Origin of the sequence: Thermosulfurimonas marina, from assembly GCF_012317585.1 — a bacterium.
GTDB classification, from domain to species: Bacteria; Desulfobacterota; Thermodesulfobacteria; order Thermodesulfobacteriales; family Thermodesulfobacteriaceae; genus Thermosulfurimonas_A; species Thermosulfurimonas_A marina.
Genome location: NZ_CP042909.1, coordinates 648665 through 669772, shown reverse-complemented (window position 1 = coordinate 669772; position 21108 = coordinate 648665). Strand labels below are relative to the sequence as shown.

General features: G+C 61.5%; 21 protein-coding genes. 9 read left to right on the top strand and 12 right to left on the bottom strand.

The window, feature by feature from the left end; all coding sequences use genetic code 11:
* Positions 1-3: 3 nt before the first annotated feature.
* The 6 genes from aroB to FVE67_RS03545 are packed head-to-tail and all read right to left on the bottom strand — an operon-like array spanning position 4 to position 5806.
* Positions 4-1086, bottom strand: coding sequence for a 3-dehydroquinate synthase (gene aroB, locus FVE67_RS03570; RefSeq protein ID WP_168719284.1), 1083 nt, complete (start codon positions 1084-1086; stop codon positions 4-6).
* Positions 1083-1886, bottom strand: a complete 804-nt coding sequence (gene trpA, locus FVE67_RS03565) for a tryptophan synthase subunit alpha (RefSeq protein ID WP_168719283.1) — start codon at positions 1884-1886, stop codon at positions 1083-1085. The genes aroB and trpA overlap by 4 nt, the downstream gene beginning before the upstream one ends.
* Positions 1883-3073 carry a tryptophan synthase subunit beta gene (gene trpB / locus FVE67_RS03560; RefSeq protein ID WP_168719282.1) on the bottom strand — a complete coding sequence of 397 codons (1191 nt, stop codon included), beginning with the start codon at positions 3071-3073 and terminating at the stop codon, positions 1883-1885. Before trpB ends, trpA begins: the two co-directional genes overlap by 4 nt.
* 48 nt (positions 3074-3121) lie before the next feature.
* Entirely contained in the window at positions 3122-3772 is a 651-nt protein-coding gene (locus FVE67_RS03555; RefSeq protein ID WP_246167921.1) for a DUF1614 domain-containing protein, read from the bottom strand.
* A 25-nt stretch (positions 3773-3797) separates the two neighbouring features.
* Entirely contained in the window at positions 3798-4115 is a 318-nt protein-coding gene (locus FVE67_RS03550; RefSeq protein WP_168719280.1) for a hypothetical protein, read from the bottom strand.
* Positions 4112-5806, bottom strand: coding sequence for a proline--tRNA ligase (locus FVE67_RS03545; RefSeq protein ID WP_168719279.1), 1695 nt, complete (start codon positions 5804-5806; stop codon positions 4112-4114). The genes FVE67_RS03550 and FVE67_RS03545 overlap by 4 nt, the downstream gene beginning before the upstream one ends.
* A gap of 51 nt (positions 5807-5857) precedes the next feature.
* On the opposite strand from FVE67_RS03545, the gene pdxA reads away from it, so the two are divergent.
* On the top strand, positions 5858-6898 hold the full coding sequence (gene pdxA, locus FVE67_RS03540; RefSeq protein WP_168719278.1) for a 4-hydroxythreonine-4-phosphate dehydrogenase PdxA: 1041 nt from the start codon (positions 5858-5860) through the stop codon (positions 6896-6898).
* On the opposite strand, the gene FVE67_RS03535 is transcribed toward pdxA, so the two are convergent.
* From FVE67_RS03535 to aspS, 4 genes are read right to left on the bottom strand one after another with little or no spacing between them, the layout of a single operon-like run.
* Positions 6798-8099 (bottom strand): glycosyltransferase, encoded by a 1302-nt coding sequence (locus tag FVE67_RS03535; protein ID WP_168719277.1) that lies wholly within the window; start codon positions 8097-8099, stop codon positions 6798-6800. The genes pdxA and FVE67_RS03535 overlap by 101 nt on opposite strands.
* A complete protein-coding gene (locus FVE67_RS03530; protein WP_168719276.1) occupies positions 8071-8790 on the bottom strand; it encodes a DUF5752 family protein in 720 nt (239 codons plus the stop codon). Before FVE67_RS03530 ends, FVE67_RS03535 begins: the two co-directional genes overlap by 29 nt.
* Positions 8751-10949, bottom strand: coding sequence for a bifunctional alpha,alpha-trehalose-phosphate synthase (UDP-forming)/trehalose-phosphatase (locus tag FVE67_RS03525; RefSeq protein ID WP_168719275.1), 2199 nt, complete (start codon positions 10947-10949; stop codon positions 8751-8753). The genes FVE67_RS03530 and FVE67_RS03525 overlap by 40 nt, the downstream gene beginning before the upstream one ends.
* On the bottom strand, positions 10939-12717 hold the full coding sequence (gene aspS / locus FVE67_RS03520; protein WP_168719274.1) for an aspartate--tRNA ligase: 1779 nt from the start codon (positions 12715-12717) through the stop codon (positions 10939-10941). The genes FVE67_RS03525 and aspS overlap by 11 nt, the downstream gene beginning before the upstream one ends.
* Positions 12718-12808: 91 nt before the next feature.
* Between aspS and pyrR the strand changes: the two genes are divergently transcribed.
* From pyrR to FVE67_RS03480, 8 genes are all read left to right on the top strand, one after another.
* Entirely contained in the window at positions 12809-13351 is a 543-nt protein-coding gene (gene pyrR / locus FVE67_RS03515; RefSeq protein WP_168719273.1) for a bifunctional pyr operon transcriptional regulator/uracil phosphoribosyltransferase PyrR, read from the top strand.
* Between the two features lie 74 nt (positions 13352-13425).
* Complete coding sequence (gene thiC / locus FVE67_RS03510) at positions 13426-14727, top strand: phosphomethylpyrimidine synthase ThiC (protein WP_168719272.1); 1302 nt, start codon at positions 13426-13428, stop codon at positions 14725-14727.
* Positions 14728-14802: 75 nt separating this feature from the next.
* Entirely contained in the window at positions 14803-15402 is a 600-nt protein-coding gene (locus FVE67_RS03505; protein WP_168719271.1) for a TetR/AcrR family transcriptional regulator, read from the top strand.
* Entirely contained in the window at positions 15399-15773 is a 375-nt protein-coding gene (locus FVE67_RS03500) for a hypothetical protein (protein ID WP_168719270.1), read from the top strand. The genes FVE67_RS03505 and FVE67_RS03500 overlap by 4 nt, the downstream gene beginning before the upstream one ends.
* Before the next feature lie 10 nt (positions 15774-15783).
* A complete protein-coding gene (locus FVE67_RS03495) occupies positions 15784-16167 on the top strand; it encodes a hypothetical protein (RefSeq protein WP_168719269.1) in 384 nt (127 codons plus the stop codon).
* A gap of 95 nt (positions 16168-16262) precedes the next feature.
* Entirely contained in the window at positions 16263-17048 is a 786-nt protein-coding gene (locus FVE67_RS03490; protein ID WP_168719268.1) for an inositol monophosphatase family protein, read from the top strand.
* A complete protein-coding gene (locus tag FVE67_RS03485; RefSeq protein ID WP_168719267.1) occupies positions 17045-17536 on the top strand; it encodes an NUDIX domain-containing protein in 492 nt (163 codons plus the stop codon). The genes FVE67_RS03490 and FVE67_RS03485 overlap by 4 nt, the downstream gene beginning before the upstream one ends.
* Positions 17481-18398, top strand: coding sequence for a GGDEF domain-containing response regulator (locus tag FVE67_RS03480; RefSeq protein WP_168719266.1), 918 nt, complete (start codon positions 17481-17483; stop codon positions 18396-18398). The genes FVE67_RS03485 and FVE67_RS03480 overlap by 56 nt, the downstream gene beginning before the upstream one ends.
* Here FVE67_RS03480 and FVE67_RS03475 read toward each other — a convergent pair.
* Together FVE67_RS03475 and hisA are read right to left on the bottom strand one after the other, a co-directional pair.
* The gene (locus FVE67_RS03475; RefSeq protein ID WP_168719265.1) at positions 18395-20383 is read right to left on the bottom strand and encodes a ribonuclease catalytic domain-containing protein; all 1989 of its coding nucleotides are present in this window, start codon (positions 20381-20383) and stop codon (positions 18395-18397) included. The two genes, FVE67_RS03480 and FVE67_RS03475, sit on opposite strands and share 4 nt — an antisense overlap.
* Before the next feature lies 1 nt (position 20384).
* Positions 20385-21107, bottom strand: a complete 723-nt coding sequence (gene hisA / locus FVE67_RS03470) for a 1-(5-phosphoribosyl)-5-[(5-phosphoribosylamino)methylideneamino]imidazole-4-carboxamide isomerase (protein ID WP_168719264.1) — start codon at positions 21105-21107, stop codon at positions 20385-20387.
* Position 21108 lies beyond the last annotated feature (1 nt).

The window sequence follows — 21108 nt, the reverse complement described above, 5'->3', positions numbered from 1 at the left end:
CCTTCATATCGAGATTTCTTTTAGGACCTCAAGCAAGCTTTCCCGCGGAGGATCCTCATAAAAGACAAACTCTCCCAGGCGGCGCAGGAGGACCATGGTGAGACGTCCGTGCCAGACCTTTTTGTCGGCGGAAAGGAAGGCCGGAAGGGCCTCCGGGGCCACCCCCTCGGGAAGCCGCACCGGAAGCCCCAGACGCAAAAGCAGGGCCTCAAGCCTTTCGGCTACCGGCTCCTCCGCCACTCCCAGGGCCTCCGAAAGCCGGGCCGCGGCCACCATCCCCACGGCCACGGCCTCTCCGTGCAGGATCTGGTAATTCAGGGCCGCCTCAAGGGCGTGTCCCAGGGTATGTCCAAAGTTCAGGACCCGGCGAAGCCCGGCCTCCCGCTCGTCCCGGGAGACCACCTCGGCCTTGAGCCGGCAACTCTGATAAATGATCTCTTCCAGGGGCTCGGGATGATAGGCCAAAAGAGCTTCGGCCTGCGCCTCAAGGAACTCAAAGAGCCCCCGGTCCAGGGCCGCCCCATATTTGACCACCTCGGCCAGCCCGTTTCGGAGATGGGAAAGGGGAAGGGTGGTGAGCACCCCGTAGTCAATATAGACCCGCCGGGGTTGGTAGAAGGTACCCAGGAGATTTTTGCCCTCCGGGAGATCCACCCCGGTCTTTCCTCCGACGGAACTGTCCACCTGGGCCAGAAGCGTGGTGGGTACCTGCACGTAGGGCACCCCTCGCAGGTAAATGGAGGCCAGGAACCCGGCCACATCCCCCACCACCCCTCCGCCCACGGCCAGGACCGCCGAACGCCGGTCGAATCCGGCGCGCACCATGGACCGAGAAAGTTGCACCACGGTCTCCATGTTTTTGGAGGCCTCGCCCGGAGGGAAACTGAAGATTTCCGTCCGAAATCCGGCCTCGGTGAGGATCCGGGCCAGGTCCTCGGCCACCAGATCCCGCACCGTCTCATCGGTAATGAGGGCTAGATGGCGCGTCTCCAGGACCTGGGGAAGATCCTGAGGAATCTCCGTAAGGAGACCCCCTCCGATGAGGATCTCATAAGGCTCGGCGGTCTCCACCCGCAGGACTCTCATCTTTCGGCCGCGGAAACCAGCTCCGAAAGGACCTTTTGGACGCGTTTCGGGGCCCTTCGGCCCTCTTCCTCCACGATGCGCACCAGGGCGCTTCCCACCACCAAAGCGTGGGCATGGGGAGAAAGCAGTCTTACGTGTTCCGGTTTCGAAATACCGAACCCTACGGCCACCGGGACCGGGGAGATCTCCCGGGCCAGATCAAGTCGCAGGGCCAGATCCTCCGGAAGACGTTCCCGGACTCCGGTAATCCCGGTGACCGAAACATAGTAAAGAAACCCGCTTGAGGCCCGGGCAATGCGTTCTAGGCGCTCGGGTGGGGTGGTAGGGGCGGCGAGGAGAACCGCCGCCAGCCCCGCACGGCGGGCCTCCCTTAACCAGGGGCGGGCCTCTTCCAGAGGAAGATCCGGAATGATGGCCCCCCCGAGCCCGGCCTCTCGGGCCGCCTGAACAAAGCGGGAAAGCCCGAACCGGAAAAAGGGATTGTAATAGCCCATGACCACCACGGGCAAAGGATAGCCTTCGGCGTAAAGTGCGGCCACGAACTCCAGGAAGGCCTCCAGCGTGGGCCGGTGTTTCAGAGCCCGCTGGGTGGCCGCCTGAATGATGGGGCCGTCGGCCAGAGGGTCGGAGAAGGGAAAGCCCAGCTCCACTACCGAGGCCCCGGCCTCGGCCGCAGCCCAGAGAAGGGCCCGGGTGGTCTCCAGATCCGGATCCCAGGCGCAAAAATAGGGGATAAGGGCCGCTCGCCCGGCCCGATGGGCCTCTTCAATGGCCTTCCTTACCCTTTCCGCCCCGATCATCTCCTCTCCTCAAGGTACTCCTTTACCGCGGCCACGTCCTTGTCGCCCCGGCCGGAGAGATTGACGAGGACCACACTGCCCCGGGGGAGACGGTCGGCAATTTTCGCCAGATAAGCCACGGCATGAGCACTTTCCAGCGCAGGGATGATGCCCTCGGTCTCAGAGAGAAGACGGAAGGCCGAAAGGGCCTCCTGGTCGTCCACAGCCACATACTCCGCCCGACCGCATTCTTTGAGAAAGGCGTGCTCCGGACCCACCCCGGGATAGTCCAACCCGGGAGCAATGGAATGGGCTCCCTTGATCTGGCCCACCCGGTCCTGAAGGAGGTAGGTCATCATGCCGTGAAGGACCCCGGGCTCACCTGCGGTAAGGGTGGCCGAATGTTTGTCCGTCTGGAGCCCCTCTCCGGCGGCCTCCACCCCCACCAGTTTCACCGCCTGGTCCTTGACAAAGGGGTAAAAAATGCCCATGGCGTTGGAGCCCCCACCCACGCAGGCGATAACCAGATCCGGAAGACGCCCTTCCAGTTTCAGGATCTGTCGTCGGGCCTCCCGCCCAATTACGCTCTGAAAATCGCGCACCATCATAGGGTAAGGGTGGGGCCCCACCACCGAACCGATGATGTAGAAGGTATCCTCCACGTGGGTCACCCAGTCGCGGATGGCCTCGTTGATGGCGTCTTTCAGAGTTTGGGTGCCGGAGTGCACCGGCACCACCCGGGCCCCGAGAAGTTCCATCCGGAAGACATTCATGGCCTGGCGCACGGTGTCCTTGGCCCCCATGTAGACCACACATTCCAGGCCCAGAAGGGCCGCGGCGGTGGCCGTGGCTACCCCATGCTGTCCGGCCCCGGTCTCGGCGATGATCCGCCGCTTGCCCATGCGTTTGGCCAGGAGGGCCTGCCCCAGGGTGTTGTTGATCTTGTGGGCCCCGGTGTGCAGGAGGTCTTCCCGTTTGAGATAGATCTTGAGGTGCCCTCCCAGGGCCTCGGAAAGCCGGCGGGCAGGATAAAGGGGGGTGGGCCGGCCGGCGTACTCCCGAAGATACCAGGAAAGTTCCCGCCGGAACCCGGAATCGCGCTTGAAACGCCGGTAGGCCTCTTCCAGCTCGGCAAGCGCCGGCATTAAAGTCTCGGGCACAAAGCGCCCGCCGAAAGGTCCGAATTTCCCCTGGCGATTGGGAAGCATGGAAGTTTCTTACCCGCTTTTTGGAAGACCCGCAAGCACTATTCCTGATCAGGCCAGGAGGACGGCCACGATCCCGGTAAGGAAGATCCCGTCAAAGGTCCCGGCCCCACCGATGGAGGCCACCGGAGTGCGTAGGCGCGGTATATCTCGCAGGTGTAGGAGATCGGCCCCGATGAGGGTCCCGAGGGTACCGGAGATGTAGGCCACGGCCGGGGCCTTCTGCGGGGAAAAGAGCACGGCAAAAAGTGCAGCTACGATGGGCGGAATGAGGAAGGGCACGGCGATCCCCACTCCCGGGACCGGACGGGCCAGCCGAAAGGCCACCGCAGCCACCAGGGCCGTTCCCACCACCGGCGAAAGGAAAAGTCCGTTTTTTATCCACAGGTAAAGGGAAAGAAGGACGGGGATAAGCCCTCCGCCCACGTTGAGGGCGATCACCGTGTAGCGTTCCTCGGAAAGACGCGGCACGGCATAAGGGACCCCGAAAAAGCGCACGATGGTCTCCTCTAGGATATCCACCTCTCGGCGCACCCGGGCCAGGGGAAGATTCACCTGACTGCCGACAAGGGAGGCCAAAAGAAAGAGAAAGACCTGGTTGGCCGAAAGACCGATCTTTCCCGCGGCCAGAGTAATGAGCCCCAGATGCACGAATAGAAAGAGAAAAAGGAGGAGTCCGAAAAGAAAAAAGAAAAAAAGCAAGGCGAAAGGACTGAAAATAAGCATACTAGAGCCTCTCTCGCCTATAACCCCGGGAAAGGAGTTCTTTTTCCAGGGCCTCTTCGTCCACGCGCTCAAAAAGTTCCGGCGGGCGGGTTTCCGGAATCCCGAACCGTTTGAGGGAGTTGAGGCCGATGGCGGCCCGTCCCCCGTCAAGCACGAACTGGTGAAAATGAGGAAAGAGCCCCGGCTCACAGCCCAGACACCGGGTTACCCCCTCGTCACGCACCAGTAGGACGTAACCCCGCTTGTCCCGGGGAAGATCCTGGACCCTTTCCACGAAGCGCTCCCAGGCCTCGGGCCGGTCGATCACCAGGAGGATCATGGTCCCTCCTTGAGTCTGGCCGGGAGGGCCTCGGGAGGGAGTTCCTCCCTCTGGCCGCTGGCCCGCTCTTTAAGTTCCACTCGGCCGGTCTCTTTAAATTTCTTACCCAGGATCACCTGGTAGGGGATTCCGATGAGGTCCGCATCTTTAAATTTCACTCCCGGGCGCTCGTCCCGGTCGTCCCAGAGGACTTCCAGACCTTCGGCCTGGAGACCCCGATAAATCCCCTCCGCGGCCTCCAGGAGCTCGGACTCCGGCCCCAGGGTGAGAATTACGGCCTCAAAGGGGGCAATCTCCCGGGGAAAGATGATCCCGGCCTCATCGTGATTCTGCTCGATGGCCGCAGCCACGGTGCGGCCCACACCAATTCCGTAACAGCCCATGATCAGGGGGCGCTGTCGGCCTTGGCGATCGAGGAAAGTGGCCCCCATGGCCTCGCTATACTTGGTGCCCAGCTTGAAGATATGCCCGACTTCGATTCCCCGGGTGAGGCCCAGAGGCCTTCCGCAACGGGGACAGGGGTCCCCCTCCTGGGCCACGGAGAGATCGTAAAATTCCGGCTCGGGAAAATCCCGACCATAGTTCACATTGACGTAATGGGCGTCGGCCTCATTGGCCCCGGTGACAAAGTTTTTGAGCCCCTGGACCGAAAGGTCGGCGAGCAAGCGGACCCCGGAAAGACCCACCGGTCCGGCAAAACCCACCGGGGCCCCGGTAAGACGCTCCACGGTTTCGGCATCGGCCATCTCCACCGCCGGAACCCCCAGAAGATTGCGCAGCTTGACCTCGTTGAGTTCCAGATCGCCCCGGATGAGAACGGCCACCACCTCCTTTCCAGCCCGGAAAAGGAGGGTCTTGACCAATTTTTGGGGGGAAATCCCCAGAAACTCGGCCACCTCCTCCACACTCTTTACCCCAGGGGTGGGCACCTTCTCGAGCGGCCTTTCCGGCTCTTCGGGATAGGCATAGACCCGTTTGACCTCGGCCAACTCCACGTTGGCCGCATAGCCGCAGGCCTCACAGAGGGCCAGACGATCCTCTCCGGTCTCGGCCAGCACCATAAACTCGTGGGATTCGCTTCCGCCGATGGCCCCGGTGTCGGCGAGCACGGCCCGGAAGCGCAGGCCGCAGCGGGAAAAGATCCTCTCGTAGGTCTCGTACATGAGGCGGTAGCTCCGCTCGAGCCCCTCCTCGTCGGCGTCAAAGCTGTAGGCGTCTTTCATGAGGAATTCCCGAGCCCGCATGATCCCAAAACGGGGCCGGATCTCGTCTCGAAACTTGGGGGCGATCTGGTAAAGGATTAAAGGAAGGTCCCGGTAGGAACGGACCTCCTTGCGCACGATATCCGTGACCACCTCTTCGTGGGTGGGGCCAAGGCAGAATTCGTGCTCTCGTCGGTCCTTGAAGCGCAAAAGTTCCGGTCCGAAGTTCCCCCAGCGGCCGGTCTCCTGCCAGAGTTCCGCCGGCTGGACCAGGGGCATGAGGATCTCCTGGGCCCCGGCCCGGTCCATCTCTTCGCGGATGATATTTTCCACCTTGCGCAGGGCCCGCAGGCCGAAGGGTAGCCAGGTATAGATTCCCGAGGCCAGGCGGCGGATCATCCCGGCCCGTAACATGAGCCGGTGGCTTACCACCTCGGCCTCCGAGGGGTCCTCCCGCAGGGTGGGGAGAAAGTAACGTGAAAGCCGCATGCAGACCTCCTTTCCGGGCGAAGGCTCAGGAGTTAGGCTAAACTTTAGGACATGAGGCGTCAAGAAGAACCCCTTCTGGTCCTCACCATGGGCTGTCCGGCTGGGGTGGGCCCGGATGTAATCCTGGCCGGAGCTAGGGATTTGGTGCGCCTTCCCGCCCGGATCCTCGTTCTGGGAGACGCCCGAGTGCTCCGGGAGCGGGCCCGGATCCTGGGCCTTTCTCCTCCCCTTTCCCTGGTAAAGACCCCGGAGGAGGCCCGGGCCGGGAGGTTAAACCTCCTTTCCCTTTCGGAGCTTTCGGTCCAGCCCGGAAAGCCCACCCTCGAGGGATTTCAGGCCATGGTGCGTTACATCCGGGAGGGGGTGAGGCTCTGCCTTTCCGGACAGGCCGCGGCCCTGGTCACCGGTCCCATCTCCAAGGAGGGGCTCGCCGCAGCCGGGGAGCCCTATCCCGGACACACCGAGATGCTGGCCGCCCTCACCGGGGCCCGGGAGGTGGCCATGGCCTTTTGGGGCGAACGCCTGCGGGTGGTCCTGGTCACCACCCATCTGGCCCTCAAGGAGGCCCTAAAGAGGCTTTCTCCAGAGGCCATCCTTCGGGCCGCCCGTCTGGCCCATCGCTTTCTCCAAGAAGACCTGGGGATAAAAAGACCGCGCCTGGCCCTTTCGGCCTTAAACCCTCATGCCGGAGAGGGGGGACTTTTCGGAGACGAGGAGGCCCGGATCCTGGCCCCTGCGGTGGAGGCCGCCCGCAGAGAGGGGCTTCCCCTTGAGGGGCCCTTTCCCGCAGACAGCCTCTTTTTCCGGGCCGCCTCCGGAGAGTTTGACCTGGTGGTGGCCCTCTATCACGACCAGGGGCTCATCCCCTTCAAACTTCTTCATTTCCGCGATGGGGTCAACGTGACCCTGGGGCTTCCCATCGTGCGCACCTCGGTGGATCACGGGACCGCCTATGAGATCGCCGGAACGGGCCGGGCCGACCCGGCAAGTCTCATAGCAGCGGTCGCTCTAGCCCTCCGGGTCGCAACTCACAGGCTTTGCCGGCCTCAAGTTCCACCCGATCCGGACTCCCCATACAGATTGAAAGCATGAGGGCCAGGTAGTCCCGCACATGGCGGGTGATAAGAAAATTCTGGCGCACAAATTCCCGGGCCTTGTGCCCCATCTCCTGGCGTTTTTCTTCATAAAAGAGAAGGTAGCGGATGCGCAGGGCCGCCCCCTCCGGGGTGTTCACCAAAAAGCCGGTATGGTGGTTGACCACCTGGAGGCGGATCCCCCCGGTGGCTCCCCCGATCACCGGTTTGCCCTTCCACATGGCCTCCGTAACCGTAAGGCCAAAGCCCTCCCGCAGGGACTTCTGAAGCACGATATCCGCGGCCCGTTGCAGGGCGTTAATGGTCCTATGGGCCGTGGGCGGGAGTTTGAAGACATAAACATCCGGCTTGCCCCGGGCCGCCTGAACCACCTCCTGATATACCCTTTCTCCCTCAGGATCGTCGGCCGCCCCCCCTCCGGCCAGCACCAGCTGAAAGGGTACAAACTTCCGGGCCAGCTCCGCGGCCCGGATAACCCCCAGAGGGTCCTTGAAGGGATCGAAGCGGGAGATTTGGACCACCATGGGCCGGGAGGCATCCAGCCCTAGCTCCCGATAGACCTCGAAGATTTCTTCCGGGGTGAGTTCCCGGTTTTTTTCGGAAAAGGGGTCAATGCTCGGGGGAATAATATACTGGGGATGCGGAAGGGGCTGGCTGAATTCCGGCATGGAAAAGATACTGGCGTGGTAATTAATCACCACCTTTTCCAGAAAACGCCAGACCGGATAAAAGGGCCGGGAAAGGTCGATGTGGCAGCGCCAGATCCAGTAACCCTTCCTCCGGGAAACATATTTGATGAGATAGGCGGGCTGAGGATCGTGGACGACTACAAATTCCGCCTCCCGGAGCTTTTCCTCCAGGCGCTCGGCCTCCCGACGATTGATCTCCTCGTAGAGCCGCAGTTGCTCCTCGGTGAGAGAGATCCGGCGGCCCTGGAGGGCGTTATGGAAGCTCTTGGTAACCTCAAAAAATTCCGGTGGGCCTTGAATGACCTCCCAGGAAACCTCGAGCCCCAGGGCCCGCATAAGGGGAACCATGGAGTGCAGGATCTCCGCCACCCCGCCCCCGTAGGCCGTAGAGTTGACGTGAACGATTCGGGCTCCCCGTAGACGCTCCGCCAGGGCCCGCATCTGCTCGATGACCTCGGCCCCGGCTACCTGGGCGTAGCGTTCAAGAAGACCTTCCGAATTCTCGCTCATAGTGCTCTCTTATGGCGTGAAGTCGGGCACAAAAACTCTGGATGTGCCGCAGCAGAAAATCCTTGATTTCGTAAAGGGAAAGGAAGAAGGGATCTATACGGGCAATGAGGTCGGAAAGGGGTTGAAAATCCGGGGGAAATTTGCGCAACCAGTCCCGAAAATCGTCAAGTCCCTGCGGATGGCGCCTGCGGGCATCGATGAAGTGATAGAAGATGCTCCCCGGAGAAAGGGACTCCAGGAGGTCGACGATCTCGTGGGGCCACTCGAGGCGGATTCCGGTATCGAAGATCACCAGCTGGCTCTTTACGAAATAGAAGGGGCTTTCGGCCTTGCGCCAGCCCAAGTGTTCGTCCTCAAAGATCCTTTCCTGGAAATAAAGAAGGAGGGCCTCCCGAAGGTCCTCAATGGAAGAGTGCTCATAAGGGGCGATGAGGTTTAGACGCTCGGCTAGCACCCGATCGCGCAGCTCCTGATGGACCCAGGCCGCAAAGTCGTTGTGGAACTCCGGGTGATCGAAGGAGGGGCGCAGGTGCCGGGCCCAGAAGTGGTGATAAATGCAAGCAGGCTCAATGCGTTTGAGTTTTTCCGCCAGTTCGGCCAGGGTAAAGGCCTTTTCCCCGGTAGAAACGGAGACCAGGGCGCAGTCTTTGACTACGAAGGGCCCGGGGTGCCGGAACTTTTTCTCCGCCACAGCTCCTCCAGAAAGCGGCGGGCCTCGGCCACCCCTTCCAGGCGATAGCGGGCCCGCGTAAGTCCGTAACCGATTTTTACCGTAAAACTTTCCGGAGGCAAAGCCTCAAAAAGATACTCGTCCGTCCAGTCGTCTCCCATGGCCAGCACGAAATCGTAGGCCCCTTCGGCCAGGATCCGCCGGGCCATGGTCCCCTTGTTGATCTCCCGGGGTTTGACCTCGAGCACCTTCTGCCCCTCAAGCACCATGAGCCCCAGGGGTTGTACCAGATCCAGCAGGGCCTCCTTGAGTTCGTGGGCCCGCATCTCCCCCAGCTCCGACTCCGCCAGGCGGTAGTGCCAGACCAGGCTGTAGCGCTTCTCCTCCACGAAGGCCCCGGGGGTGCGGTCCGCATAAAGTTCCAGGATGGGACGCACCGTCTCCTTCCAGTCCTCCGTATATTCTCCGGTAATCTCCCAGGTGGAATCCCGGCGCACAAAGACCCCGTGTTCGGCCACCAGAGTAAGGGGAAGATCCCCAAACCACCGCTCAAGGGTCTCGGGGTCCCGGCCGCTGATGAGGACTACCCGGGCCACCTGGGCCAGGCGCTGAAGGAGGTCCCGCAGGGAGGCATCCGGCACGGCCCTTTCCGGGCGAGCCACAAAACCCGTAAGGGTTCCATCGTAGTCCAGAAAAAGGATGGGGTTTTGGGCCCGGCCGAAGGCCGAAAGGACCTCCTCTCGAGGGGCTCCAACGAGGCGGTGGGACACGAAGCTCTCCTGGAGTTTACGGGTCTCTTCCAGGGCCGAAAGGAATTCCCGGGCCCAGCGATGTACATCGTAGCGCCGCAGGCGCTCTTTCATCCGCCGGTTACGCTCGATCTTCTCGTCCCGGGGGAGGGAGAGGGCCTCGTGCAGGGCCCGCACCAGGTCTTCCTGACTGAAGGGATTGACCAGCATGGCCTCGGAAAGTTCGGCCGCCGCCCCGGCCATCTCCGAGAGGATGAGAACCCCCCGGTCCTCAGGCACCGTGGCCACATATTCCTTGGCGATGAGGTTCATTCCGTCTCTGAGGGGGGTGACTAGGGCCACCTCCGCCAGCCAGTAAAGGGCCGCAAGCTCCGGAAAATCCAGACTTCGATAGAGATAGTGTACGGGAGTCCAGCCCAGGGTCCCGAAGCGCCCGTTAATCCGCCCGATGAGTTCGTCCACTTCGCTCTTGAGTTCCTGATAATGTTCCACTTCGGTGCGCGAGGGAACCCCTACCAGGACCAGGACCACCTGCTCCCGCCACTCCGGATAGCGTTCAAGAAAGGCCTCGTAGGCCCAGAGTCTCTGGGGGATGCCCTTGGTATAGTCCAGGCGATCCACAGAGAGAATCAGGCGCCGTTCGCCCACCTCCCGCCGCAGGGCCTCGATCCGGGCCTGGACTTCGGAATCTTCCGCGGCCCGGGCAAACTTCTGATAGTCGATGCTGATGGGAAAGACCTCCACCTTGACCGCCCGGGTCTCGGTGGTCACCAGACCCAGTTGATGTTCATAACCCAGGAGGCGCCGGAGACTGCTCAAAAAGTGTCGGGTATATTCGTAGGTATGGAAACCCACCAGATCCGCCCCTAAAAGGCCCTCCAGGATCTCCCGCCTCCAGGGAAGGACCCGAAAGACCTCATAGGAGGGGAAGGGGATATGCAGAAAAAACCCGATTCTCGCCCGGGGAAGAAGTCGGCGAAGAAAGCCCGGCACCAAAAAGAGTTGATAATCGTGCACCCAGACCGTGGCCTCTTCGTCGGCCAGTTCGGCCACCGTCTCGGCGTACTTCCGATTGACCTCTCGGTAACCTTCCCAGTAGGCGGCCTCGAAGATGGTGTACTGGAGGAAGTAGTGGCAGAGGGGCCAGAGGGTGCGGTTAGCAAAACCGTGATAAAAGACTTCTATTTCTTCCCGCGAGAGACAGACCGGGTAACAGCCCAGACTTTCCAGTTCGGAGAAGACCTTCTTTTCGTGCCCGGCAAAGTCTTCGGCCGGAAGCCCCGGCCAGCCCACCCAAAGGATCTTTTCCGTAGAAATGGAGGAAAGGGCTGTAGCCAGCCCGCCCACACTGGGCTTAAAGAGAAAACCTTCCTCGGTGCGGGTGACGCTTACCGGAAGGCGATTAGCTACCAGGACAAACTTAGCCCCCACCTTCCTCCTTCTCCCAGCCCGGAAGAAGGTGAAGCTCAAGGAGTTGGGCCATGGAAACCTCTGCAGGAGCCCCGGTAAGGAGACACTGGGCCCGCTGAGTCTTGGGAAAGGCGATTACCTCACGGATGCTCCGGTAGCCCCCCATGAGCATCACCAGCCGATCAAAGCCAAAGGCCAGTCCTCCGTGGGGCGGGGCCCCGTATTCCAGGGCCTCCAGCAAAAAGCCAAACTTCTCCCGGGCCTCTTCCTCGGAAATTTGCAGGAGACGGAAGACCCGTTCCTGAACCTCTTTACGATGGATACGGATGCTGCCCCCTCCTACCTCTACCCCGTTGAGGACCAGGTCGTAGGCCCGCGAGCGCACCCGTTCCGGAGCCTCCTCCAGGAGCGGCAGATCTTCCTCTTTAGGAGAGGTGAAGGGGTGGTGTACGGCTACGAAACGCCCCTCCTCTTCGTCCCATTCTACCAGAGGAAAGTCCGTAATCCAGCAAAAGGAAAATTTACCCCGGGGAAGGAGACCCAAGCGCCGAGCCACCTCCCGGCGGAGCTCCGCCAGAGCCTCGTTGACCACTTCCGGCCGGTCGGCCACGAAAAAGAGGGTGGAGCCGGGCTCAGGCCGGAAGATCTCCCGCAAGCGTTCCAGGCGGCCCTCCTCAAAAAATTTCACGATGGGGGACTGAAAACCCTCCGGTCGCACCTTGATCCAGGCCAGCCCCTTGGCCCCGAATTCTCCCACAAAGGCCGTAAGCTCGTCGAGTTCCTTGCGGGAGAAATCCGCCGGGGCGCAGAGTCCCTTGATGATTCCGCCCCGGGAAAGGATCTCGGCAAAGACCTTGAAGTTCGTCCCCTCAAAGACCGAGGAGACCTCGTAAAGCTCTAGTCCGAAGCGCAGATCCGGCCGGTCGGTCCCGTAACGGGAGAGGGCTTCGGCGTAGGTCAGCCGCGGAAAAGGACGCTCAAGCTCTACCCCCAGGGCCTCACGAAAGATATGGACGACCAGGGCCTCGGTGAGATCCATGACCTCGGACTCGTCCACGAAAGACATCTCCAGGTCGAGCTGGGTAAATTCCGGCTGCCGATCGGCCCGCAGATCTTCGTCCCGAAAACAGCGCACGATCTGATAGTATCGCTCCACCCCGGCCACCATGAGGATCTGCTTAAAGAGCTGAGGGGACTGAGGAAGGGCGTAAAACTTTCCCGGATAGAGCCGGGAGGGCACCAGATAGTCCCGGGCCCCTTCCGGGGTGCTCTTGGTAAGAAAAGGGGTCTCGATCTCCAGGAAACCCTGGGCATTCAGAAACTCGCGGGCGGCCTGAGCCACCCGATGGCGCAGGATGAAGGGCTCCAGCCCCCCAGGCCGTCGCATATCCAGATACCGGTAACGCAGGCGCACCGGCTCGGAGACCGGGACCTCTTCGTCCAGGGGAAAGGGCGGAGTCTTCGATGGATTGAGGATTTCCAGCTCCTGAGCCTCCACCTCAATCTCTCCGGTGGGGATCTTGGGGTTTTCCATGCCCTGGGGCCGCCGGCGCACCCGCCCCCGCACCGCCAAAACGTATTCCGGCCGCAGGCGATGGGCCGTCTCGTGAGCCTCAGGGGCCGTGCCGGGTTCAAAGACCACCTGCACCATCCCGGACCGATCCCGGAGATCAATAAAGATCACCCCTCCGTGATCCCGCCGCCGCAGGACCCATCCGCAGAGGACCACCTCCTGGCCCAGATGATCCGGGCGCAAAATCCCGCAAGGGTGCGTGCGCTTGAGCTTCATTTTCCGCCTCCTCCAAAGCCCCTCCAATAAAACCCCAGGGCCGCGGGCAAGTCAACCTTGCGTAAGCCGCAAAGCATGTTTTGATTAAAATATGGCCCAAAAAATTCTGGCCACGGAAAAGGAGATCGAGCGCACCCTTCGGCGTCTGGCCCACGAAATCCTGGAAAGACACCGCGGGGGAGGAGACCTCCTCTTGGTGGGGATTCGGACCGGGGGAGTGCCCCTGGCCCGTCGCCTACAGCGCCTCTTCCAGGAAATTGAAGGGGTGAAGGTCCCGGTGGGGACCCTGGACATTAGTCTCTACCGGGATGACTGGAGCCGCATCTCCTTTCATCCCGAGGTCCGGGCCACGGAAATCCCCGTCTCCCTTGACGACCTCGAAGTCCTGCTGGTGGACGACGTCATCTACACCGGGCGCACCGTGCGGGCGGCCCTCGACGCCCTTATGGACTTCGGGCGTCCCCGAAGGGTGGAACTGGCGGTATTGGTGGACCGTGGACACCGGGAATTGCCCATTGAACCCAATTATGCGGGTTTTCGGGTAGAAACCCGCCCCGAAGAACACGTAAACGTGCTCCTTAAAGAAATCGACGGGCGCGACGCCGTCATCTTGGAAACTCCATCTTCCTCATAATCTCCTGGGCGTTTCCCAGAAACAGGTTATAATAGTCACGTAAAGAGGTCTAATTTGTGAAAAGGAGAACTAGCATGACTTTAAAGGAGCGGGTGGCCCGGGGAGAGATCCCGGAGGAAATTCGAAAGGTGGCCGAACGAGAGGCGGTGGCCCCCGAGGACCTGGCTCGGAAGCTGGCCGAGGGCCGGGTGGTTATCCCCTGGAACCGAAAAGTACGTCTGGAAAAGCCCTGCGCCATAGGAGAGGGGCTTACCACCAAGATAAACGCCAATCTGGGGACCTCGAAGGACGCTCCGGACCCGGAAAAAGAGCTTGAGAAGTTGCGGGTGGCCCTGGCGGCCGGAGCGGACACGGTGATGGATCTTTCCACCGGGGGCCCCATAGACGAAGTGCGTCGCCTTATCCGGGAGCACTGTCCGGTGCCCTTAGGGACGGTCCCCATTTACCAGGCTGCGGTGGAGGCGGTGGAGAAGAAGAAAAAGGCCATTGTGGAGATGACCGTAGACGAGATCTTTGAGGCCATAGTCCGTCACGCCGAAGACGGAGTGGATTTCATGACCGTCCACTGTGGGGTGACCCGGGAAGTGCTCGAACGCCTGGAAAAGCGCCGCCGGGTGCTGGGGGTGGTCTCCCGCGGGGGTTCTTTCCTGGTGGAGTGGATGATTTACAACAATCGAGAAAACCCCCTCTACGAATATTTCGACCGCCTGCTGGAGATTGCCCGGGAGTATGAGGTCACCCTCTCCCTGGGAGATGGTATTCGTCCGGGCTGTCTGGCAGACGCCACCGACGGACCGCAGATCCAGGAGTTGATCATTCTGGGAGAACTCACTCAACGAGCATGGGAGGCCGGAGTCCAGGTGATGATCGAAGGGCCGGGACACGTGCCCCTTAACCAGATCGAGGCCAATGTGCTTCTTGAAAAGCGCCTCTGTCACGGGGCCCCTTTCTATGTCTTGGGGCCGCTTCCTACGGACATTGCCCCCGGTTATGACCACCTGGTGGGGGCTATCGGTGGGGCGCTGGCCGGAGCCTCCGGGGCGGATTTTCTGTGTTACGTGACCCCGGCGGAACATCTGCGGCTGCCCACGGTGGAGGACGTGCGCGAGGGGGTGATCGCCGCCAAGATCGCGGCCCATGTGGCGGATCTGGCCAAGGGGATCCCTGGGGCCCTGGAGAAGGACCTGGCCATGGCCCGGGCCCGGGCGGCGCTTGACTGGGAGGCCCAGATCCGGCTTTCGCTCGATCCGGAAAAGGCCCGGCGTTATCGCATGGAAGGCGGGGCCTCGAGAAGCAAGGCCTGCACCATGTGTGGGGAATACTGCGCCATCAAGGTCTTTTCCCGGGCCGAAAAGCTTCTGCGCGGCGGGGCCTAAAGTTTTCAGCAAACCTTGACAGAGGCTCTCAAATTTTATATCTTAAAAAAACCGAACGGTCGGTTTGGAGGAAAGATGAGGGGAGGACAGGCCACCCGGGAAAAGATCCTTAGAGAGGCCCTGAGGCTCTTTCAGGAAAGGGGGCTGGCCGAGACCAGCATCTCCGACATCGAGGCTGCGGCCGGGGTGAGCAAGGGGGCCCTTTACTTTCACTTTCCGAGCAAGGAGGCCCTGGCCCTGGCCGCCCTGGACAAGGCCCGGGAGGACTTCAAGCGGTTTCTCCGGGAGGCCTTCGCCCAGGAGCCTCCGCGGGCGGCCCTGCGGCGATTTTTGGAAAAGATATATGAAAAACTCTCTCAGGAAGGCTTCCATACCGGCTGTCTTTTCGGAAATACGGCCATTGAAGTAGCCAACCGCCCCGGGCCCATCCGGGATTTCATTGAGGAGACCTTTGAGGAGTGGAAGACCTCCCTGGCCGGGGTCCTGCGCGAGGCCCAGGCCCGGGGGTGTCTCTGCCGGGAGCACTCTCCGGAGGATCTGGCCCTTTTCCTCATAGCCGCGCTGGAGGGGGCCATCCTCCTTTGTCGGCTCAAAAAAGAGGGAGGGCCGCTCCGCAAGGTGATGACCCTTCTTGAAGCCCTAATGCCCTTCGAAAAAGGAGGTGAAAAGATATGAAAAAGGTCCTCTTAGGATGGCTTCTTCTGGGGCTTTTCGCCTGTGGAGGCCGGGGAGTTTATCTCTACCAGGAGTCCGCCAACCCTTACGGAAACACCGATCGGCCTTGGGTAATTATCGGGGCCAAAGGGGTAGGCTCCGAGAGCCTGGAAAAGCGTCTCTGTAAAGAGGGAGAGCTCCGGGAGATCCTCAAGGAGGCCCGCCTTCCGGAGAAAACCGCGCGCAAACTCTTGGAGGCCGCCTGCGGCCCCAAGGCCTCGGCCGAAGGATTTCTCACTATCTACTATGAGGAACTCGCCCCTGAGGCCCGGGACCGCCTCAAGCGGGCCTTTGAAAGGCACGGATACACCCTAAACGATTACGGATGTTAAGGAGGTAACCATGAAAGTCCGCTACTTTTTACCCTTGATCTTTCTGGGTTTGCTTTGGGCCTGTGCCCCCAAGGCCCTCTACCTCCTGGATGTGACCGAGCCGGTCATTCCCCCGGATTCCCCTCAGCGCCCCTGGATCATGATCGGAAGCCGGAAATGGGGCTCAAGTAAGCTCTTTCAGAAGTTTTGCTTGAAAGGGGAGTTCCGGAAGATCCTCAAAGAGGCCCGCCTTCCGGAAGAAAAACAGCGGGAACTCTTTGAGGCCGCCTGTGGCCCCGAGCGCTCCACCGCGGCCTTCGTCCGGGCCTATTATAGTCTGGATGACGAGGCCCGCATCAATCTTCGGGAAAAGCTCGAAAACCACGGCTATATCCTCAACGAATTCCCCTGCTGAGGCTAGTTTTTAGGGCCCGCCGGAGGCGGGCCGCTTGCAAACCCCCGGAAGACGGTTATACTCCGCAGCCAAATCGCGGGCCGGGGGTGTTTTTTATGGATCTTTCTCGCTTGCGGGAGGTGGCCGAAGAAGCCGCCCAACGCGCCGGAAAATTCCTCCGAGAACACCTCTTCAAACCCCACCGGGTGGAACACAAAGGCAAGATCGACCTGGTCACCGAAGCCGATCCCGAAGCAGAGCGCCTTGCGGTGGAAGTCCTCCGCAAGCACACCCCGGAGATCCCGGTGCTCGCCGAGGAAATCTTCCGCACCGAGACCCGAGGACTTTACTGGCTGGTGGACCCCCTGGACGGGACCACCAATTACGCTCATGGATTCCCCTGGTTCGGAGTCTCGGTGGCCCTTATGGAGGACGAAAGACCCCTGGTGGGGGTAGTCTATCACCCCATGCTCGGGGAACTCTTTTCTGCGGCCCGGGGGCTGGGGGCCACCCTGAACGGGGCCCCCATCCGGGTCTCGGAGACCGCGGATCCGGAAAAGGCCCTGCTGGCTACGGGCTTTCCCTACAATATCCATGAAGCCCCGGACCAGGTGTTGCGCCTTTTTCGGGAGTTTCTGGTGCGGGTTCAGGGCATCCGGCGGGCCGGGGCGGCCTCCCTCGACCTGGCCTATGTAGCCTGTGGCCGCTTTGACGGCTTCTGGGAGCCCCTCCTCAAACCCTGGGACACCGCGGCCGGAGTCCTCCTGGTGGAAGAGGCCGGAGGCCGGGTGAGTGACTACCGGGGAGAGCCCTATCACCCCTTTAAAAAACATGTGGTGGCCAGCAATGGTCAAATTCACGAATTTTTGGTAAAATTTACTTCCAAGGAAGTGCCTGTATGAAAACCCATCTCCTCTGCCCCCACTGCGGGAAGGAAGTAGAAAAATATCGTAATCCTTTCCCCACGGTGGACCTCATCATCGAGACCCCCGGGGGGATCGTCCTGGTGCGCCGGAAAAATCCCCCTTACGGCTGGGCCCTTCCCGGAGGCTTTGTGGACTATGGGGAGAGTCTCGAGGAGGCGGCCTTGCGGGAGGCCCAGGAGGAGACCGGGCTTTCCGTAACCCTTCTCTGTCAGTTCTATACCTATTCCCGGCCCGGGAGGGACCCTCGCTTCCACACCATCACCACCGTCTATGTGGCTCGAGCGGAGGGGGAACCTCGGGGCGGAGACGACGCCGCCGAGGCCCGGGCCTTTGCCGTGGAGGAGCTTCCGTGGTCGGAGCTGGCCTTCGATCACGGAGAGATCTTAAGGGATTATCTGGAGATCAGGGATGCTGCGGGACGTATTGGAAAGCCTTCCTCACCCACCAAAGTTCCTCGTTGTTGACGACGAGGACGACGTCCGGGTGCTGCTGAGAGAGTATCTTTCCGGCCTGGGGCTTCCGGTGGTGGAGGCCCGGGACGGGGAAGAAGCCCTGCGCCTTTTTGAAGAAAAGGGGCCCTTTGAGATCGTGATCACCGATCTGGTCATGCCCGGGCTGGACGGTCTTACCCTCATCCGGCGCATCAAGGAAAGGGAACCGGAGACCATAATCCTGGCCATGACCGGCTACGCCCGGGATTACGGCTACGTAGATGTAGTTCTGGCCGGGGCGGACGATCTCATCCAGAAGCCCTTTTCTTTTGAGGAATTTGAGGCCCGACTGGCCCGTCTCCTGCGGGAGTGGAAACTCAAGGAGGAGTTGCAAGCCCTTTCCATCCGCGACGTCCTTACAGACATCTTCAACCGCCGCTACTTCGAAGAACGTCTGCTGGAGGAGACTATTCGGGCCTTGCGCCAGGACTATCCCCTTTCCCTACTCATGATCGATGTGGATCGTTTCAAACTCTATAACGACACCCGGGGGCATCGGGACGGAGACCTCCTCCTCAAGGCCCTAGCGGACATCCTCTGCCGCTGCACTCGAGAGAAAGTGGACCAGGCCTTCCGTTACGGAGGAGACGAGTTTGTGGTCCTCCTTCCCCATACCGACACCCGTCAGGCGGCAAAGGTGGCCGAAAGGATCCTAGAAAACTACCGTGAGGCGGGTTTTTCTCCCACCACCCTTTCCATAGGGGTGGCCAAGCTCCTTCCCGTGGAAAATCCCCGCAAGAGCGCCGACGATCTGGTGCGCCGGGCCGACGAGGCCATGTACCGCGCCAAGCGCTCGGGGGGCAACCGCGTGGAGGTGGATCCCGAAAGTCTTTAAGCCAAAGCGAGTTTGAGGACCTCCAGCCGAGGGTGAACCCTCTGGACCTTGACCCGGATCTCCTCTCCGACCCGGAGGCCGTGGCCCGGAGGAAGGGGCAGTTCGGCCGGAAGCATAAGATCCGGAAGGAGAACCCGAGCCCGTCTTTCTCCGGCCTCCAGCACCAGGGCCGGCAGAGTGCGCCCCTGAAAGTGGAGCCGAAGATACTTGAGGAGCCAGTAGCGCTGAGTGCGGGTGCGCACCTGAGCGGCTGCGGCCTGGACCTCCTCCAGCTCCACCAGGATCTCCCGCAGGGCCTCTTCGGAGAAGGGCGGAGTGCGCCCCAGGAGGGCCGCTCGGATCTGGTGTTGCATCAAAAGATCCAAGAGCCGCCGGATGGGGGAGGTTACCGTGGTGTAGGCTGGAAGCCCCAGGCCGTGATGAAATTCCGGAGAGAGTCCCAGTTCCCCCCTTACCAGAAAGCGCAATTGCTGAAAGGCCCGCACCAGATCGGCCTCTTCTCCCTCCTTGAGGATCCTTTCCAGGGGCTCCTTCTGGTACCGATAGAGGGCCGGGATCCCCCTTTCGTGAAGAAAGCGGGCCGCGGCGTAGTTGGCGGCGATCATGCATTCGGCCACCAGCTCCCGGGCGGCCGTAAACTCCAGGCGCTCCAAACGAATCTCCCCCTCCTCCACCCGGATGACCACCTCCGGGAGGGTGACCGCAAAGGCCCCCTGCCGACGACGCTCCTCCTGAAAGGCCCGGGCCAGGGTGTGGAGGGTAAAAAAGGGCTCCTTTCCCTCCGCCAGAGCCTGATCCACCTCCTCATAGGTGAGCCGACGGCTTACCCGAATCTCTGTAAGCCGGATCTCCGTCCGGAGGAGTTTCCCTTCCGGGGAAAAATGGAGAAAAAAGGAAAGGGCCGGTCGGCGTTCTCCCTCCCGGAGACTTAAGCGCTCCTCGGAAAGCACCGGGGGGAGCATGGGGATGATCCTTTCGGGAAGATAGAGGGTCTGGCCCCGGCGCCGGGCCTCGGAGAGAGTGCGCGAGTCGGGGGGGACCACCGAGGCCACGTCGGTGATGTGTACCCCCACCACCAACTTCCCTTCCTGCCTTTCCAGGGAAAGGGCATCGTCAAAGTCGCGGGTATCCTCGGCGTCGATGGTAAAGGTCTCTAGCCCGTTGAAGTCCTCTCGGGGGATCTCTTCGGGAAAAAGACCTTCGGCCTCCTCCAGGACCTCCTCCGGAAATTCCACCGGAAGACGAAAGCGCAAGATTTCGAGGTTTTCGTCCTCCTCAAAGACCCCGGCCCTTACCAGGAGCCGGAAAGGGGTCTCCGGTCCGGTGGCCTTGAGGCGGGAGAGGATTTCCTTGATCTCCTTGGCCTTGGGGGCTTCCTCTCCAAAAAGACAGTAGTCCCGCAGGGCGGAAAGATAGTAGGCCCTAATTTCTTCGGGGATCTCCGGGGGACTTTCTCCGCGCACCAGGGCCCCTAAAAACCTCTCTCCGAGGCTCAGGCGCCTCAGGCGTTCTTCCTCTCGCTTGCGGGCCAGAAGGAGGCGCTCCACCTCCTCCCGAGAGTGCACGGTGATACGCCCGTCGCGTAGGCGGAAATAGAGACGGTCGGCCAGCACGGCCCGCACCAGGGCCGCCACCTGGTCCTCCTCTACCCCGGAACCAAAATAGATTTCGGCCAGCTCAAAGGGGTCAAAGCTTTCGGCCTCCCCCTCTACCAGTTCCCAGATCTCGGAAAGGTCGAGTTCCTCGGCCAGGGCCTGCCGGCGGGCCTCGCTCTGGGCCAGGAGATCCAAGATTTCCTGCCGGGAAAGCCGAGGGTAGGTCTTTCGGGAGACGAGGAGAGTTTGGCCAGAGGAGACCGTCTCTTCCTTTCCTGAGGGGAGAAGGACCCGCAGGCGCTTGCCCTTTTGTCCCAGAACGAAGGCCGCCTGCGGACGTCCGTGCTGGATCACCTCGGCGATGCGGTCCCGAATCTCCGGGCCTTCCATGCTAGCGGGCTGCCCTCAGGGCCTCCCGGAGGTCCAGGGTTCCCTCGTAAAGGGCCCGGCCCACAATTACTCCGGAAAGCCCCCTTTTTTCGAGGGGCTTGAGACGCAGAATATCCTCCAGTCTAGCCACTCCGCCAGCCAGAGTCACGGGAAGACTCACCACCTCCAAAAGTCTTTCCAGACGCCCGGTATAGACTCCCTCTCCGGTTCCGTCTCTTTCGATCTCCGTAAAGATGATCCCCGCCACCCCGGCCTCTTCCAGCCTTTGAGCCAGCTCCAGATAAGAGAGATTCTCGGCCTCGGTCCAGCCGGAGACCGCCACCCTTTCCCCCCGCACGTCGAGACTCACCAGGATGCGTCCCGGAAAGGCCCGGGCGGCCTCCCGCACCAGTTCCGGGGCCCGGCAGGCCACGGTCCCCAGAATGACCTGAAAGACCCCGGCGGAAAGATAAGCTTCAATGGTGGCCAGATCCCGAATCCCTCCCCCCACCTCTACCGGCACCCGGACCGCCCGGGCCATCTCCACCACGAGCTCAAAGTGCACCGGGCGGCCTTCTCGGGCCCCGGAAAGGTCCACGATGTGGATCTTTTCCGCCCCGGCCTCGGCAAAGGCCCGGATCTGGCTCACCGGATCCTCCCCGTAAACTGTCTCTTGACTGTAGTCCCCCTGGTAGAGGCGCACGCAACGGCCGTCCTTGAGATCAATGGCCGGAATGACCAGCATG